The organism is Nonomuraea wenchangensis, from assembly GCF_900111685.1.
Lineage (GTDB): Bacteria > Actinomycetota > Actinomycetes > Streptosporangiales > Streptosporangiaceae > Nonomuraea > Nonomuraea wenchangensis.
Genome location: NZ_FOHX01000002.1, coordinates 726697 through 742002 on the forward strand (window position 1 = coordinate 726697; position 15306 = coordinate 742002).

A 15306-nucleotide genomic window follows, 5' to 3' on the forward strand; every position below is an offset into this window, starting at 1 on the left:
CTCCTTTCCGACATATACCCAAAAACCACCGTACGTAGCAAACCCTGCCCGGTCCGTACCGGCCGCGTACGCCGCTCGGCCCTTACGCCTCCGGTCTGACCGCCGCCTCGGCCGCCGCCTCGGCCGCCGCCTCCGGCCCGTTCTTCAGCAGCACCTCGAACCCGGCCCCGTCCAGGATCGGCACCCCGAGCGTCACCGCCTTGTCGTACTTCGACCCCGCGTTGTCCCCCGCGATCAGGAACGACGTCTTCTTCGACACCGACGAGGCCACCTTCCCGCCCCGCGCGGCGAGCGCGTCGGAGGCCGAGTCGCGCGTGTAGCCCTCCAGGGTGCCCGTCACCACGAACGTCAGCCCTTCGAGCGTCTGCGGCCCCTTCTCCGGCGCGGGCTCGTCCTCCATCCGCACCCCGGCGGCCCGCCACCGCTCGATGATCTCTCGGTGCCAGTCGACCTCGAACCACTCCTTGATCGTCGCCGCCACCCGCGGCCCGATGCCCTCGATCGCGGCCAGCTCCTCCTCGGACGCGTTCATGATCGCGTCGATCGAGCGCAGGGCGGCCGCGAGGTCGCGCGCCGTGGGCGGCCCGACGTGCCGGATCGACAGCGCCACCAGGAGCTGCGCGAGCGGGACCTGCTTGGCCCGCTCCAGCTCCTGGATGAGCAGCCGCGCCCCGGCGCTGGGCTCGCCGTTCTGGTTGGAGAAGAGGGTGACGACCTTTTCCTCACCGGTCTTCGGGTCGATCTTGGGCAGGCCGGAGTCGGGGTCGCGGACCACGGACCTGATGGGCAGCAACTGCTCCAGCGTGAGGTCGAACAGGTCGGCCTCGGTGCGCACCACCGGCTCCTGCGGCGGCAACGGCTGGGAGAGCGCGGTGGCCGCGACGTAGCCGAGCCCGTCGATGTCGAGCGCCCGCCGCCCGGCCGCGAAGTAGACGCGCTCGCGGATCTGCGCCGGGCAGGCCCGGGCGTTGGGGCAGCGCAGGTCGGCGTCGCCCTCCTTCTCGTACGCGAGCAGCGTGCCGCACTCGGGGCAGTGCGTCGGCATGACGAACTCCCGCTCGGACCCGTCGCGCAGCGCCGTCACCGGCCCCACGACCTCGGGGATGACGTCGCCGGCCTTGCGCAGCACGACCGTGTCGCCGATGAGGACGCCCTTCTTCTGCACGATCGCGGCGTTGTGCAGCGTGGCCCGCTCGACCGTGGACCCGGACACCACCACCGGCTCCATCACCGCGAACGGCGTCACCCGCCCGGTGCGCCCCACCCCCACCTGGATGTCGAGCAGCTTGGTGTTGACCTCCTCGGGCGGGTATTTGAAGGCCATCGCCCACCGCGGCGCGCGCGAGGTCGAGCCCAGCTCGCGCTGCGTGCGCAGGTCGTCGACCTTGACCACGACCCCGTCGATCTCGTAGGCCGGGTCGTGCCGGTGCACCCGGTAGTGCTCGATGAACTCGTCGACCTCGGTGAGCGTCGGCACCACCTTGTAGAGGTCGCTGACCGGCAGCCCGAACTCGCGCAGCCGCGCGTAGGTCTCCGACTGCGTGCGCGGCGCGACCGCGCCCTCCCAGACGCCGACGCCGTGCACCAGCATCCGCAGCGGCCGCTGCGCGGTGACCCGCGGGTCCTTCTGGCGGAGGGTGCCTGCGGCGGAGTTGCGCGGGTTGGCGAAGGGCGGCTTGCCCTGCTCGACGAGCTGCTCGTTGAGCCGTCTGAAGCCCTCGACCGGGATGTAGACCTCGCCGCGCACCTCGACCAGGCTCGGCACGTCGTCGCCGGTGAGCCGGTGGGGCACGCCCTGGATCGTGCGGACGTTGTCCGTCACGTCGTCGCCGGTGCGCCCGTCGCCGCGGGTGGCGCCCCGCTCCAGCCTGCCGTCGCGATAGACCAGCGCGATGGCCAGGCCGTCGATCTTCAGCTCGCACAGATAGGGCCCGGGGTCGCCCTCGGCCAGCCGCTCGGCGCGGGCCTGCCAGGCCGCCATGTCCTCGGCGGTGAACGCGTTGTCGAGGCTCTCCATCCTGGCCAGGTGCTGGACCTTGGCGAAGTCGCCCGAGGGCGGCGCCCCCACCTTTTGCGTCGGTGAGTCGGGCGTCTGCAGCGACGGATGGGCCTCCTCCAGGGCCAGCAGCTCCCCGAACCACGCGTCGAACTGTGCGTCACTGACCGTCGGCTGGTCGAGCACGTAGTAGCGCCAGCGGGCGTCCTCGACCAGATCGCTCAGCTCGGCGTGCCGCTTGAGCGCGGCCACGGGCACGCCTTCGACCTCAGCGCTCGACTCGCTCACGCGGGCTCTCCTTCCGTACGGCAACCTGAGCAAACGCTACCGCCGGGCACCGACAACACGGTGCTTACGAAAGGCGTGCCGCTAGCCCTCGCCGCCCGCCGGATCGTCCTTGAGCACGCGGGCGGCCTTGCGGCAGGCGGCCAGCGCCGCCCGCGCGTACGCCGGCGACGCCCCGGCCAGCCCGCACGCGGGCGTGAGCACGACCCGCCCGGCCAGCTCGTCCGGCGCGAACCCGAGCCGCCGCCACAGCTCCACCGCCGGCCTGGCGATCGCCCCCAGGTCCGGCAGCCGGTTGCCGGCGCCCGGCACGACCCCCAGGAACAGCGTCATCCCCGCCTCGACCAGCTCGCCCAGCTCCTCCTCGTCGCGCCGCCGCAGCAGGGAGGCGTCGACGGAGACCCCGCGCGCCTTGGCCCGCCGCAGCAGCGCGAACGGGACCGCGGGCGCGCAGCAGTGCACCACCGGCTCGCCGAACAGCCGCAGCGACTCCTCCACCCGCCACTCCTCCACGGCCGCCAGCCGCCCGAACCCGGACGCCGTCGGCACCGTGCCCGCCAGCACCCCCGGCAGGCCGGGCTCGTCGAGCTGCAGCACGATCTCCGTCACGCCGGGCAGCCGCCGCCGCACCTCGGCGCAGTGGTCGGCCACGCCCTGGGCCAGCGAGGCCGTCAGGTCGCGTACGGCCCCCGCGTCGGAGAGCATCTTGTCGCCGTGCCGCAGCTCGACCGCCCCGGCCAGCGTCCACGGCCCGCACACCTGCAGCTTGAGCGGCCCCTCGTAGTCGTGGCCGATCTCCTCCAGCCCGTCGAGGTCGCGCCGCAGGTGGTCGACGGCCCGCTGATGGTCGCGGCCCGGCCGGTCGGCGATCCGCCACCCCGACGGCTGCACCTCGACGGGCAGGTCGACCAGCAGCGAGGCGGTCCGGCCGATCAGGTCGGCGCCGACGCCCCGCGCGGGCAGCTCGGGCAGATAGGGCAGTCCGGGCACCTCGCCGAACACGACTCTGATCGCCTCAAGATGATCGTCGCCCGGGTGCGAGCCGACCCCGGTGGCTTCCCACGTTGACATGGCACAAGCGTAGGCTCTTCGCCATGGAGCTCACGAAATACGGTCACGCGTGCGTCCGCCTGGAGAAGGACGGCAAGGTCCTCGTCATCGACCCGGGAGCCTTCACCCGGGACCCGGTGCTCGACGGCGCCGACGCCGTGCTGATCACGCATGAGCACTTCGACCACGTGGACGTGGCCAAGCTGCGCGAGTCCTCGCCCGGCCTGGAGATCTTCACCTGTGAGGGCGTGGCGGCCCAGCTGTCCGAGGTGCCGGGCAAGGTGCGGGTGGTGCGCGACGGCGACGCCTTCGAGGCGGCCGGTTTCCGGGTGCGGGTGTTCGGCGAGCGGCACGCGCTCAACCATCCCGACATGGCGGTCGTCCAGAACGTCGGCTTCCTGCTGGACGACGAGGTCTTCTACCCCGGCGACGCCCTGACCGTGCCCCCGGCCGAGGTGCCCACGCTGCTGGTGCCGACCGGCGCGCCGTGGCTGAAGCTGGCGGAGATGGTGGACTATCTCCGCACGGTGCGGCCGGCGCGGGCCTACTCGACCCACGACGCCCTCTACAGCGACATCGGGCTCGCGCTGGTGGACAACTGGCTGAAGATGGAGGCCGACAAACAGGGCGCCGACATCCGCCGCCTCGCGGTCGGCGAGTCGGTGACCCTCTAGCCGGCCTCGCCCCTGCTCGCCGACCTGATCGTGGCGGAGCCGATGACCGTGTCGCCGGAGTAGAGCACGGCCGCCTGGCCGGCCGCCACTCCGGTGGCCGGGCGGTCGAGGTCGATGCGCAGGCCGCCGGCGACCTCGGCGAACCGGCAGCCGTAGACCTCGCCGTGGGCGCGGAGCTGGACGGTGAGGTCGTCGCGCCGGTCGGGGCCGTTCCAGACGGGCGGGCCGCAGTGGATCGTGGTGACCTCCAGCGCCGAACGCGGCCCGACCTTGACGGTGTTGCTCACCGGCTCGATGGACAGCACGTAGCGCGGCCGGCCGTCGGGCGCGGGCCGGTCGATGCGCAGGCCCTTGCGCTGCCCGACGGTGAACCCGTGGGCGCCCTGGTGGCTGCCGACGACCGCGCCCTCCTCGTCCACGATGGGGCCCTCGGCCGAGCCCAGCCGGTCGGCGAGGAAGCCGCGGGTGTCGCCGTCGGCGATGAAGCAGATGTCGTGGCTGTCGGGCTTGTCGGCGACCGTCAGCCCGCGCCGGGCCGCCTCGGCGCGCACCTCGGCCTTGGTCGAGTCGCCGAGCGGGAAGATCGCGTGGGCGAGCTGCTCGCGGGTGAGCACGCCGAGCACGTAGGACTGGTCCTTGCCCTGGTCGGGGCTCCTGGACAGCACGCCGTCGGCCAGCCGGGCGTGGTGGCCGGTGGCCACGGCGTCGAACCCGAGCGCCAGCGCCCGGTCGAGCACCGCCGCGAACTTGATCTTCTCGTTGCAGCGCAGGCACGGGTTGGGCGTGCGGCCGGCGGCGTACTCGGCGACGAAGTCCTCGATCACGTCGCGTTGGAAACGCTCGGCCATGTCCCAGATGTAGAAGGGGATGCCGATCACGTCGGCCGCCCGGCGGGCGTCGCGGGAGTCCTCGATCGTGCAGCAGCCCCGGGCGCCCGTGCGATGGGATTGGGGGTTGGCCGACAACGCGAGGTGCACACCGGTGACGTCGTGACCGGCCTCGGCGATGCGAGCGGCGGCCACGGCTGAGTCGACGCCGCCCGACATGGCGGCAAGCACACGCAGTCCCATGACCGTTCCAGCGTACTGTCCGGCGCGGAGTGCGCGAGCGCGCCCCGTGTCTGCCAGGATTCAGCACATGCGACTGTTCGGGCGCAAGGACGCCGAGGACGACGGCGGCGGGTCATCCGAGGACGGGCTCGCCGGATTCTGGACGTGGTGGCAGGAGACCAGGCCGGCCGTCGACGCGCTGGTGGCCGCGGGCGACACCGCGGGGCTGGAGGACCTGGTGGCGCCCGCCGTGGCGGCCGTGCACCCCGACCTGGTGTGGGAGATCGCGCCCGGCCGCAACGCCATGCACGCCCTGGTGGTGACCTCGGCGGGCGACGCCGAGCTGCGCCCGCTCGCGCACCGCTGGGCCAAGGCAGCGCCGCCGGCCGACCTGCTGTGGGAGTTCCATCCGTCGCGGCAGGCCAATCCGCAGGCGGCCGAGCTCACGCTGGACGTGGGCGGGTTCGACTTCGCGCTGGACAAGCTCGTGCTCGGCCTGCGGGCGCCGCGCAACCAGCCGCGCGTGGACGTGGCCGCCTACCACCCGATCTTCGCCGAGCTCGACGAGGACGTCAGGCTGGACGCCGCGCTGCTCGCCCTCGACTGGATCCTCGGCGAGGACGAGGTGGCCCGGTGGGTGGGCGAGATCACGGCGGTGACGTTCGAACCGATCGACGCCGTGGCCGCCCCGCACCTGCCCGCCGTGGTCGCCGACCTCGCCTCCGGCTACGACGAGGAGGAGTGGGTGCTGCTGGAGGGCCAGACGGCCGGCGGCGCGCCGCTGGTGGCCACCGCCCGCTACCCGCTGCGGCCGGTCGATCATCCGCTCTTCGACCAGCACATCGCGATCACGCTCCCGTACGCGCACCGCGACGAGGCCGGGCTGCCGATCGGCGAGTCCCTGGCGGCGCTGCGCGACTTCGAGGAGCGGCTGGCCGCCCGCCTGCTCAAGCTGCGCGACGACGCGGTGCTGGCCGCGCACCTGAGCGCCGAGGGGCAGCGGACCATCCACGTCTACGCCGATCCGACCGGTGACGCCGCGATCCACGCCAAGGAGCTGATCGTGAGCTGGGAGGAGGGCGAGCCCCGGGTGGACGTCGCCGCCGATCCCGCCTGGACGGCCGTCTCGCCGTTCCTCAGCTAGCGATCAGCCTCCGGAGGCGGTTCGGTTCGGGGGCGGGGCGCTCAGCCCTCGGGCGGGCGCTCAGCTCAGGCCGGCGCGGCGGGCGCGTTCGACGGCGGCGGGCAGCACCTCGATCAGGCGGTCGATGTCCTCCCTGGTCGAGGTGTGTCCGAGGGAGAAGCGCAGCGAGCCCCTGGCCGCGGCGGCGGCGGCCCCCATCGCCAGCAGCACGTGCGACGGCTGGGCCACGCCCGCCGAGCAGGCCGAGCCGGTCGAGCACTCCACCCCCTTGGCGTCGAGCAGCATGAGCAGCGCGTCGCCCTCGCAGCCGGGGAAGGAGAAGTGGGCGTTGCCGGGCAGCCGCTCGGTGGGATGGCCGTTGAGCACGACGCCGGGGACGGCCTGGCGGACACGTTCGATGAGCTCGTCGCGCAGCGCGGTCAGATGGCGGCTCGTCTCCTCCTGGTGGGCGACGGCGGTGCGGACCGCCGCCGCGAGCCCGGCGATGGCGGGGGCGTCGAGGGTGCCGGAGCGTACGTCGCGCTCCTGGCCGCCGCCGTGCTGGACCGGCACCGGCGTGAGGCCCCGGGCCAGCAGCAGCGCGCCGGCCCCCATCGGGCCGCCGACCTTGTGCCCGGTGAGCGTGAGCGCGTCGGCCCCCGACGCGGCGAACGACACCGGCAACTGCCCGACGGCCTGCACCGCGTCGGTGTGGAACGGGATGCCGTGGTCGTGGGCGACGGCCGCGAGCACGTGGAGCGGCTGGACGGTGCCGACCTCGTTGTTGGCCCACATCACGCTGATCACGGCGACGTCGTCGGGGTCGCGCTCGACGGCGGCCCGCAGCGTGTCGGGGTGCACCATGCCGTGCTCGTCGACCTCCAGCAGCTCGACCTCGGCGCCCTGGCTCTCGGCCAGCCAGTGGGCGGGGTCGAGCGCGGCGTGGTGCTCGATGGCGCTGAGCAGCACCCGCCGCCGGGGCCGGCGCGCCCAGTAGAGGCCCTTGATCGCCAGGTTGTCGGCCTCGGTGCCGCCGGAGGTGAACACGACCTCGCTGGGCCGGGCGCCGAGCGCGTCGGCGATGCTCTCGCGCGACTCCTCCACCACCCGGCGCGTCTGCCGGCCGGCGGCGTGCAGGGAGGAAGGGTTTCCGACCCGCCGGAGTTGCTCCGTCATGGCCTCGATCGCCTCGGGGAGCATGGGCGTGGTCGCGGCATGATCTAGATAGGCGGACGGTCTGGTCACCGACTCAGGGTATCTCGTTTGCGACTGTACCGTCCGGCCGGTACAGTAGAGGCATGCGAAGGGACGAGCTTTTGGACGCGGCGGAGGAGATCCTCTGCGACCAGGGCTCGGCCGCGCTCACCCTCTCCGCGGTGGCCGACCGGGCCGGTGTCAGCAAGGGCGGGCTGCTCTACCACTTCAACTCGAAGGAAGCCCTGATCAAGGGCATGGTCGAGCGGCTGATCGAGGATTTCGACCAGCTCATGACGGCCCAGCAGGACGCCACCTACACCGAGCGCTATCTGGGGGCGACCCTGGCGGCGGTGCGCACGGGCCGGCTGCGACGCTGGGCCGTGGTCACCGGCGCGTCGGGAAACCTGCTCCTGCTCGCGCCGCTGCGCGAAGCGATGGCCCGCTGGCACAGCGAGGACCTGGAGGACGAGCCCGACCCGGTGACGTCGCAGATCGTCCGGCTCGCCTGTGAAGGGCTGTGGGACGTCGCCAGCCACGCCCCGGAGCTGAACTCCGAGTCCGATCTGCGGACTCTGGAGACGCGCCTGCGGGCGCTGCTCGCGCCCGCCTGACCCTCCGGCTCCGCCGCCGCACTCTCAAGCCCTTCCCTCTCCCCTCCAGGCCCGCCGGCCCCTGGAATTTTCTCCCTCCTCATCCTGTTCCACCCTCCGGTCCCGCCCTTTTTCATCCCACTAGTCCCATCCGTCCCGTCGCCAGTGCTCGTCCGGCGTCGGGGGCTTGGCGTGCCTTCCCTGTCGCGAACATCGCGAACGTTTCGCGAACGTTCGCGCGGTCTGCCCGCCCTCGACGGCCGCCGCACGCCCGAAATATCCCCATAAGTAACTTTTCTGTGAAAGGTGTTGCCGTATGACCCGCGCCCTGAGGAACGCCCGCTACGGGGCGGTCCTCACTTTCGTCCTCGCCGGCCTGATGGTGGGCACGATGACCGTGCGCATCCCGGCGCTGACCGACAAACTCGGGCTGTCCGAGTCCATGGTCGGCTCCGTCCTGCTGGTCTGGGGCGTCGGCGCCCTGGTGACCATGCAGAGCATGCGCCGCGTCATGGCCCGGCTGGGCAGCGGGACGGTCCTGCGGGTCGGCGGCCCCCTGACCGCGCTCTCCCTGGTCGGCGTGGCCTTCGCCCCCGACCTGCCGCTGCTCATGGTGGCCGTGGCGTTCTTCGGGATGGCGTTCGGCATGGTGGACGTGGCCATGAACGCCCAGGGCTCGACGGTCGAGCAGGCGTACGGCCGGCCGCTCATGAACGGCATGCACGCCGGCTGGTGCGTCGGCGCGATCATGGCGGGCGGCGTCGGCAGCCTGTCCATCGCGGTCGGCCTGTCGTTCACCGCCAACGTGGCGTTGATCGGCCTGGTCTCGCTCCCGCTCATGGTCGCGGTCGGCCGGACCTACCTGCCCGAGGCTCCCGCCTCCGAGCGCTCCGTCGCCGCAGGCCGCCGGCGCCTGCCGCCGATCGTCTACCTGCTCGGCGCGATCATGTTCTTCGCCTTCATGGTGGAGGGCACGGTCGCCGACTGGAACGGCCTCTACATGCGCGACGAGCTCGGCGCCCCCGAGGCCCTGGCCGCGCTCGGCTACCCGGTCTTCGAGGCGGGCATGCTGATCGCCCGGCTGACCGGCGACCGCCTGCGCGTGAGGTACGGCGTACGCGGCATGCTGACCGTCTCCGGCCTGGCCACGGCCGGCTTCTTCGCGGTCGTGCTGCTCGCCCCGGCCGCGCTCGTGGCGGTGGGCGCGATGTTCTTCGTCGGACTCGGCGTGGCGACGATCTCGCCGCTGACGCTGTCCCTGGCCGGCACGGCGACCGCCACCCCCGGCCCGGCGATCGCGCAGGCCGGCGCGATGGGGTACGCGGGCCTGCTGCTGGGCCCGGTGGTGATCGGGTTCCTGTCGGACGCGACCTCGCTGCGTACCGCGCTCGGCGTCGGCGTCGTACTCGGCGTGCTGATCGCCCTGGCCAGCCGCCTGCTCCCGCGCCGCGAGCCGGCCGTGGTCAGCGCGCTTCCCGTCACCAGGGAGCGGGAACCCGCCGCCGCCTGACCGCCCGCGACGTCTCTCAAAGGCCCTCTCGGTGCGCCGGGAGGGCCGCGGCGATGCAGTCGAGGACGCGCCCGAGCCCGTGCCGGAACTGCTCGTCACGGCTCAGGTGCGGCTGGCGCGCCTCCGTCACGATCTTGGTGAACATCGGGTAATCACCGCTCTTCACCAACTGGTCGATGTACGCGCCGCTCCGCGCCATCCACTCCGACTCGCTGAGCCCGCTGCGGCGGAACTCCCCCGCCGAGCTGATCTCCTCGCGCACGCTGCCCTCGACGTAGCCGTTCAGCATGGCCATGAGGCCGAGGTTCTCGTCGATGGGGACGAAGGCGTCGAGCACTCCCATCAGCCGTTCGATCAGGAGCAGCTGGTTGGGGCCGAAGCTGGGCAGCGACCGCTGCACGCCGGCGATCCACGGATGCCGCAGCCACATGGCCCGCCACTCGTCGGCGTAGCGGGTCAGGTCGGCACGCCAGTCGCCCGAGGGCATGCCCGTGACGTCGATCTCGCCCATCAGCCGGTCGGCCATGAGCTCGACCAGGTTGTCGCGGCTCGGGACGTACCGGTAGAGGGACATCGCGCCCGCGCCGATCTCGGCCGCGATGCGCCGCATGGTGGCGGCCTCGACCCCTTCGGCGTCGGCGATCCGGATCGCCGCCTCGGTGATCTGCGCGCGGCTGTAGGCCGGCTTCGGCCCGCGGGCGGGGCGCTCGGGCCGCATCCAGATGTTGACGTACTCGGCGTCGGCCACCGTCTCGTCCTCCCTTGTTGCGTACATCGTACCCAGTGATCTAGCCTGACCCGCAACCGCGTACAACGTACCCAGTGGAGGGGTCATGCCCGATCCGATCGTGGTCGCCGAAGGGCTGCACAAGTCCTTCGGCGACACGCAGGCATTACGAGGTCTGGACCTGAACGTCCCGAGAGGGACCGTCTGCGGCGTCCTGGGGCCCAACGGCGCCGGCAAGACGACCGCGGTGCGCATCCTGGCGACCCTGTCCGACCCCGACGCCGGGCACGCCCGCATCGCCGGGTACGACGTCGTCCGCGAGGCCGGCAAGGTACGCGAGCGGATCGGGCTCGCGGGCCAGTACGCCGCCGTGGACGACAAGCTCACCGGCCGGGGCAACCTGCGCATGTTCGGGCGTCTCTCCCACCTGTCCCGGCGGGAGGCGCACCGGCGGGCCGACGAACTGCTCGACCGCTTCGGCCTGACGGACGCCGCCGACCGCCAGGTCGCCGGCTACTCCGGCGGCATGCGGCGCCGCCTCGACCTGATCACCTGCCTCATCCTGCGCCCCCAGGTGCTCTTCCTGGACGAGCCCACCACGGGCCTGGATCCGCGCAGCCGCGGCGAGATCTGGGACAGCATCCGCGAACTGGTGGCCGACGGCACCACCGTGCTCCTCACCACCCAGTACCTGGACGAGGCCGACCAGCTGGCCGACGACATCGCCGTGGTCGACCACGGGCAGGTGATCGCCAACGGCACGCCCGACGAGCTGAAGGCCACGATCGGCGACCGCCTCGACGTCACGCTCGAAGACCCGGCCGCGCTGCCCGCCGCGATGACCGTACTGAACACGCTCGCCGGCGCCGACCCCACGGCGACGGACACCGACCGGCTCAGCGTCGCCCTGCCCGGCGGCCGTCGTCTCCGGCTCGCCGACATCGTGCGCGAGCTCGACCGCGCCGGCGTCGCCGCCGCCGACGTGAGCCTGCGCCGCCCCACCCTGGACGAGGTGTTCCTGCGCCTCACCGACCGCGAGGAGACCGTACGATGACCGTCCTCACCTCACCACTGGGCCGCCTGCGCTGGACGCTCACCGACGGGCTGACCCTGGTCGGCCGCGAGGTGGGCCGGCTGCGGCAGGAGCCCGGACAGATCGTCGCCGCGCTGGTCTTCCCTGCCGTCATGGTGGTGTTGTTCGGGTACGTCTTCGGCAGCGCGATCCAGGTGCCGGGAGGCGGCGACTACCGCGAGTACCTCATGCCCGGCCTGTTCGCGATGGTGACCTTCTCCTCATGGCTGGGGGTCATGACCCGGATGGCCGGCGACGCCTCCCGCGGCGTGATGGACCGGTTCCGCTCCATGCCGATGGCGCGCCTGGCGGTGCCGTTCGGGCAGACCGGCGCCGACCTGCTGATCGGCCTGCTGATGCTGGCCATCATGGTGGGCGCGGGCCTGCTGGTGGGCTGGCAGCCGCGCAACGGCCTGATCCCCATGACGCAGGCGTTCCTGCTGATGGTCGTCCTGCGGTACGCGCTGAGCTGGGTGGGCGTCCACGTCGGCCTGGCGGTGAAGAACGAGCAGGTCGCCGACGTGCTGGTGCCGCTGGGCCTGCCGGTCACGATGTTGTCGAACGCGTTCGTCCCGACCGGCGGCATGCCGGGCTGGCTGCGCTTCCTCGCCGACTGGAACCCGGTGAGCGCGCTCACCGCCGCCTCACGCGAGCTGTTCGGCAACCCGGGCGCCCCGTCGGGGGACGTGGCCTGGCCACTCGCGCATCCGGTGACCGCCGTCCTGCTGTGGTCGGCCGCGCTGCTGGCGATCTTCGTCCCGCTGTCCATCCGCGCCTACATGCGCGGAGGACGCTGAACGGCCCGGGCATCCGCCCGGCGTTCTCACCCAGTCCGCAGCGCGGCGACCGACTCGACCAGACCTGCCCTCTCCAGAGCGTCGAGCACATCGTTCACGGTCTCCGGCGGGCGGGTCCGCGAGTCGGCTATCTGCTGCACGCAGGCCCAGACGATGCGTCCGTGCAGATCGATCTGGTTCAGCACGAAGTCGTCGGGAGATTGCGTCTCGATGTGCCATGGGGCGAGATGTTCACCAGGGACTCGTATCCCTCGACCAAGCAGTCACGCACAGCGGAGTTCATGAGGCGACGCAGCTTTTCCAGCTTCTCCCAAGGGATGTCAGGACGATTGGCGGCGAGGTTGCGTTGCATCTCGTCGAGGATCCCGTGGGTCCATCTGACCTGGATCTGTCCTGTCATCGCCAGGCGGATGAGCAGATCGCGCAGTGTGTTGCCATAGAGCACGTTCGCGTCGTAAACCACGACACACGTCGTGCTCAAATGCCCAGCTCCTGGCCCAGCTGAGCAAGCTCGTCGGCAGCGGCACGCCTCTTGGCGTCATCACGGCGCTTGTAGTTCTGCAAGTCCTCGTAGGTGATCCGCCGATGCTTCCCGATCAACCGGAAGGGGATCTCTCCCGTCTCCAGCAGCTTGATCAGGTAGGGGCGGGAGACATTCAGCATGTCCGCCGCCTGCTGCGTGGTCAGCTCCGCGTGCGAGGGTATGACCGTGACCCCTCCCCCTTCGGCTGCCTGAGCGAGGATGAAGGCGAGCAGGCTCACGGCTTCGCGCGGCAGGATCAGAGGGTCTTCGCTGCCATGCTCACCGGCGACCCGAATTAGCGACCGCTCCGGGTACTGCATGAGGTAGTCCTTGATGCGTCGTACGGCGCGACCAGCCATCTCGGTGTCGATCGTGCCGGGCGGGACTCGCTTGGCCTGAACATCTGCCATCATGCCACCTCCTGATCGCAGTATCCGCAATAAACGAAATAATCGCAAGCACCGCTGGACGATCACGTACTGGAGGCAGGACGAAAGGCTGCCCGCAGGCCAGGAGGTGATCCAGGAGTGAAAGAACGTGGCCGTAACTCGCCGGGCGCGGCGCGGATCCTCAACGGCGTCTGGAGCAGGTGTGCCGTCCATGAGCAACCCACCGAAGGGCGCCTGAACTACCGGCGTCGCCGTCTTCGGGGTGGTCATGCTCGCCGTCGCCCCACGCGCGTTCACCCCGGAGTCCTGGACCTTATGCAGCGGCGAAGCGGGGTTTCGGGGGGCCGTGCCCCCCGATGTCACAGCCCGAGCCCCCCGCGCGAAGCGCCCCAGGGGAGGCCCTTTGGGCGGCGGGCGCCGGGATGCGGGGTCGCATCCCGGCGCCGGCCGTCACTTGCGGTTCTTGATCTCCTCGGTGAGCTGGGGCACGACCTGGTGCAGGTCGCCCACCACGCCGTAGTCGGCCAGCTCGAAGATCGGCGCCTCCGGGTCCTTGTTGATCGCGACGATCGTCTTCGCGGTCTGCATGCCCGCCCGGTGCTGGATGGCGCCGGAGATGCCGGCCGCGATGTAGAGCTGCGGCGAGACCGTCTTGCCGGTCTGGCCCACCTGGAACTGGTGCGGATACCAGCCCGCGTCCGTCGCGGCGCGGGAGGCGCCCACGGCCGCGCCGAGCGCGTCGGCGAGTCCTTCGATGACGCTGAAGTTCTCGGCCGAGCCGACGCCACGGCCGCCGGAGACCACGATCGCGGCCTCCGTCAGCTCGGGGCGGGCGCCCTTCTCCTGCTTGACCCGCTCGACCACGCGCGTGGCCTTGGCGGCCTCGGACAGCGTGACCGAGATCTCCTCCTCGGCCCCGGCGCCGGCGGACGGGGCCGGAGCGGTGGAGTTGGGGCGTACGGCCACGATGGGCGTGCCCCTGCGGACCTTGGCGCGTACGTTGACGCCGCCACCGAAGATGGACTGGTCGGCCACGAAGCCCTCGCCGAGGCCCACGGCGTCGGTGATGACGCCGGAGTCGGTCTTGACGGCCAGGCGGCCGGCGATCTCCTTGCCCTCGGCCGTCGCGGCCACGAGCACGGCGGCGGGCGACTTGTCGGCCACGAGCTGGGCCAGGGCCTCGGCCTTGGGCGCGACCACGTACTGGACGAGCTCCTCGGAGCCGCCGACGTAGATCTTCTCGGCGCCGTACTCGGCCAGCTTGGCCTTGGCGTCGGCGGTGATGCCGGGGCCGAGCCAGACGGCGGCGGGCGTGCCGAGCGAGCGGGCCAGCGTGAGCAGCTCCAGCGTGACCTTCTTGACCTCGCCTTCGACCTGCTCGACGAGAACGAGAATTTCCGACATTTCAGTAAACCCCCGTTCTCAGATGAACTTCTTGGACGCGAGGAAGTCGGCGGCGTTCGCGCCACCGTCGCCCTCGTCCTTGACGATCGTGCCGGCCGCGCGCGGCGGGGCCGCGGCGAAGTCGACGACCTCGGACCAGGCGGCGTCGAGGCCGACCTGACCCGCGTCGATGGAAGCGTCGCCGATGGCGAGCGTCTCGACCGGCTTCTTCTTGGCCGCCATGATGCCCTTGAACGACGGGTAGCGCGGCTCGTTGATCTTCTCGACCACGGACACGACGGCGGGCAGCGCGGCCTCGACCTTGTCGAAGCCGTAGTCGGTGATGCGCTGGACGCGGATCGAGGTGCCTTCGACCTCGACCTTGTTGGCCAGCGTGAGCTGGGCGGCGCCGAGGCGCTCGGCCAGCATGGCGGCCAGCACGCCGGTGCGCGCGTCGGTGGACTCCGAGCCGAGGATCACCAGGTCGAAGCCGATCTTCTTGAGCACCTGCGCCATCGCGTACGAGGTGGAGAGCGCGTCGGAGCCGTGGAGCGCGTCGTCGCTCAGGTGCACGGCCTTGTCGGCGCCCATGGCGAGGGCCTTGCGGATGGTCTCGGTGGCCTTGCCGGGGCCCATGGTCAGCACGGTGACCTCGCCACCGTGCGCTTCCTTGAGCTTCAGCGCCTCCTCGACCGCGTACTCGTCAAGCTCGTTGACCACGCCGTCGGCGGCGTCGCGGTCGAGCGTCTTGTCATCGGACCGCAGCTTGCGCTCGGTCGCCGTGTCGGGGACCTGCTTCACGCAGACGACGATGTTCATGGCCGGTGGCCGACCTCCCGTTTCGCGTGCGCCACCGCGTCGCTGCGGTGGGCGCCGGATGCAATGCTGTCCAGACTGCCAGGTGCCTGTTCGGCCTCCGGCAGAGGGTGGCTTGTCGCGGT

Annotated in this window: 16 protein-coding genes; 6 read left to right on the forward strand and 10 right to left on the reverse strand. The window is 71.7% G+C overall.

All coding sequences use genetic code 11. The features are described 5' to 3' along the window. Positions 1 to 82 precede the first annotated feature (82 nt). Positions 83 to 2284: an NAD-dependent DNA ligase LigA gene (gene ligA, locus BMW85_RS07490; protein ID WP_091078512.1), complete on the reverse strand. Its 2202-nt coding sequence runs from the start codon at positions 2282 to 2284 to the stop codon at positions 83 to 85. A gap of 81 nt (positions 2285 to 2365) precedes the next feature. Next, on the reverse strand, positions 2366 to 3352 hold the full coding sequence (locus BMW85_RS07495) for a methionine synthase (protein ID WP_091078515.1): 987 nt from the start codon (positions 3350 to 3352) through the stop codon (positions 2366 to 2368). 23 nt (positions 3353 to 3375) lie between these two features. Here BMW85_RS07495 and BMW85_RS07500 point away from each other — a divergent pair, with 23 nt between their 5' ends. Then, positions 3376 to 4005: an MBL fold metallo-hydrolase gene (locus BMW85_RS07500; RefSeq protein WP_091078517.1), complete on the forward strand. Its 630-nt coding sequence runs from the start codon at positions 3376 to 3378 to the stop codon at positions 4003 to 4005. On the opposite strand, the gene mnmA is transcribed toward BMW85_RS07500, so the two are convergent. Beyond that, positions 4002 to 5075, reverse strand: coding sequence for a tRNA 2-thiouridine(34) synthase MnmA (mnmA, locus tag BMW85_RS07505; protein ID WP_091078519.1), 1074 nt, complete (start codon positions 5073 to 5075; stop codon positions 4002 to 4004). The genes BMW85_RS07500 and mnmA overlap by 4 nt on opposite strands. Before the next feature lie 67 nt (positions 5076 to 5142). On the opposite strand from mnmA, the gene BMW85_RS07510 reads away from it, so the two are divergent. After that, complete coding sequence (locus BMW85_RS07510; RefSeq protein WP_091078522.1) at positions 5143 to 6198, forward strand: DUF695 domain-containing protein; 1056 nt, start codon at positions 5143 to 5145, stop codon at positions 6196 to 6198. A 60-nt stretch (positions 6199 to 6258) separates the two neighbouring features. Here BMW85_RS07510 and BMW85_RS07515 read toward each other — a convergent pair whose 3' ends face one another. Further along, a complete protein-coding gene (locus BMW85_RS07515; protein WP_281249552.1) occupies positions 6259 to 7422 on the reverse strand; it encodes a cysteine desulfurase family protein in 1164 nt (387 codons plus the stop codon). A gap of 53 nt (positions 7423 to 7475) precedes the next feature. On the opposite strand from BMW85_RS07515, the gene BMW85_RS07520 reads away from it, so the two are divergent. Both BMW85_RS07520 and BMW85_RS07525 read left to right on the forward strand, forming a co-directional pair. Beyond that, positions 7476 to 7985 (forward strand): TetR/AcrR family transcriptional regulator, encoded by a 510-nt coding sequence (locus BMW85_RS07520; RefSeq protein ID WP_091078527.1) that lies wholly within the window; start codon positions 7476 to 7478, stop codon positions 7983 to 7985. Positions 7986 to 8280: 295 nt separating this feature from the next. Beyond that, entirely contained in the window at positions 8281 to 9474 is a 1194-nt protein-coding gene (locus BMW85_RS07525; RefSeq protein WP_091078529.1) for an MFS transporter, read from the forward strand. Between the two features lie 16 nt (positions 9475 to 9490). Here BMW85_RS07525 and BMW85_RS07530 read toward each other — a convergent pair whose 3' ends face one another. Then, complete coding sequence (locus BMW85_RS07530) at positions 9491 to 10249, reverse strand: TetR/AcrR family transcriptional regulator (RefSeq protein WP_245774672.1); 759 nt, start codon at positions 10247 to 10249, stop codon at positions 9491 to 9493. A gap of 58 nt (positions 10250 to 10307) precedes the next feature. On the opposite strand from BMW85_RS07530, the gene BMW85_RS07535 reads away from it, so the two are divergent. Then, positions 10308 to 11255, forward strand: a complete 948-nt coding sequence (locus BMW85_RS07535; protein WP_091078533.1) for an ATP-binding cassette domain-containing protein — start codon at positions 10308 to 10310, stop codon at positions 11253 to 11255. Beyond that, positions 11252 to 12070 carry an ABC transporter permease gene (locus BMW85_RS07540; RefSeq protein WP_091078536.1) on the forward strand — a complete coding sequence of 273 codons (819 nt, stop codon included), beginning with the start codon at positions 11252 to 11254 and terminating at the stop codon, positions 12068 to 12070. The genes BMW85_RS07535 and BMW85_RS07540 overlap by 4 nt, the downstream gene beginning before the upstream one ends. Before the next feature lie 26 nt (positions 12071 to 12096). Here BMW85_RS07540 and BMW85_RS50850 read toward each other — a convergent pair whose 3' ends face one another. The 5 genes from BMW85_RS50850 to BMW85_RS07560 form a co-directional block, all read right to left on the reverse strand. Continuing rightward, positions 12097 to 12255 carry a VapC50 family PIN domain-containing toxin gene (locus BMW85_RS50850; RefSeq protein ID WP_245774673.1) on the reverse strand — a complete coding sequence of 53 codons (159 nt, stop codon included), beginning with the start codon at positions 12253 to 12255 and terminating at the stop codon, positions 12097 to 12099. Then, entirely contained in the window at positions 12249 to 12533 is a 285-nt protein-coding gene (locus BMW85_RS50855; RefSeq protein ID WP_245774674.1) for a hypothetical protein, read from the reverse strand. The genes BMW85_RS50850 and BMW85_RS50855 overlap by 7 nt, the downstream gene beginning before the upstream one ends. A gap of 14 nt (positions 12534 to 12547) precedes the next feature. Further along, positions 12548 to 13006 carry an excisionase family DNA-binding protein gene (locus BMW85_RS07550; RefSeq protein ID WP_245774675.1) on the reverse strand — a complete coding sequence of 153 codons (459 nt, stop codon included), beginning with the start codon at positions 13004 to 13006 and terminating at the stop codon, positions 12548 to 12550. Positions 13007 to 13432: 426 nt separating this feature from the next. After that, positions 13433 to 14386, reverse strand: coding sequence for an electron transfer flavoprotein subunit alpha/FixB family protein (locus tag BMW85_RS07555; RefSeq protein WP_091078538.1), 954 nt, complete (start codon positions 14384 to 14386; stop codon positions 13433 to 13435). Positions 14387 to 14404: 18 nt separating this feature from the next. After that, entirely contained in the window at positions 14405 to 15184 is a 780-nt protein-coding gene (locus BMW85_RS07560) for an electron transfer flavoprotein subunit beta/FixA family protein (protein WP_091078541.1), read from the reverse strand. Positions 15185 to 15306 lie beyond the last annotated feature (122 nt).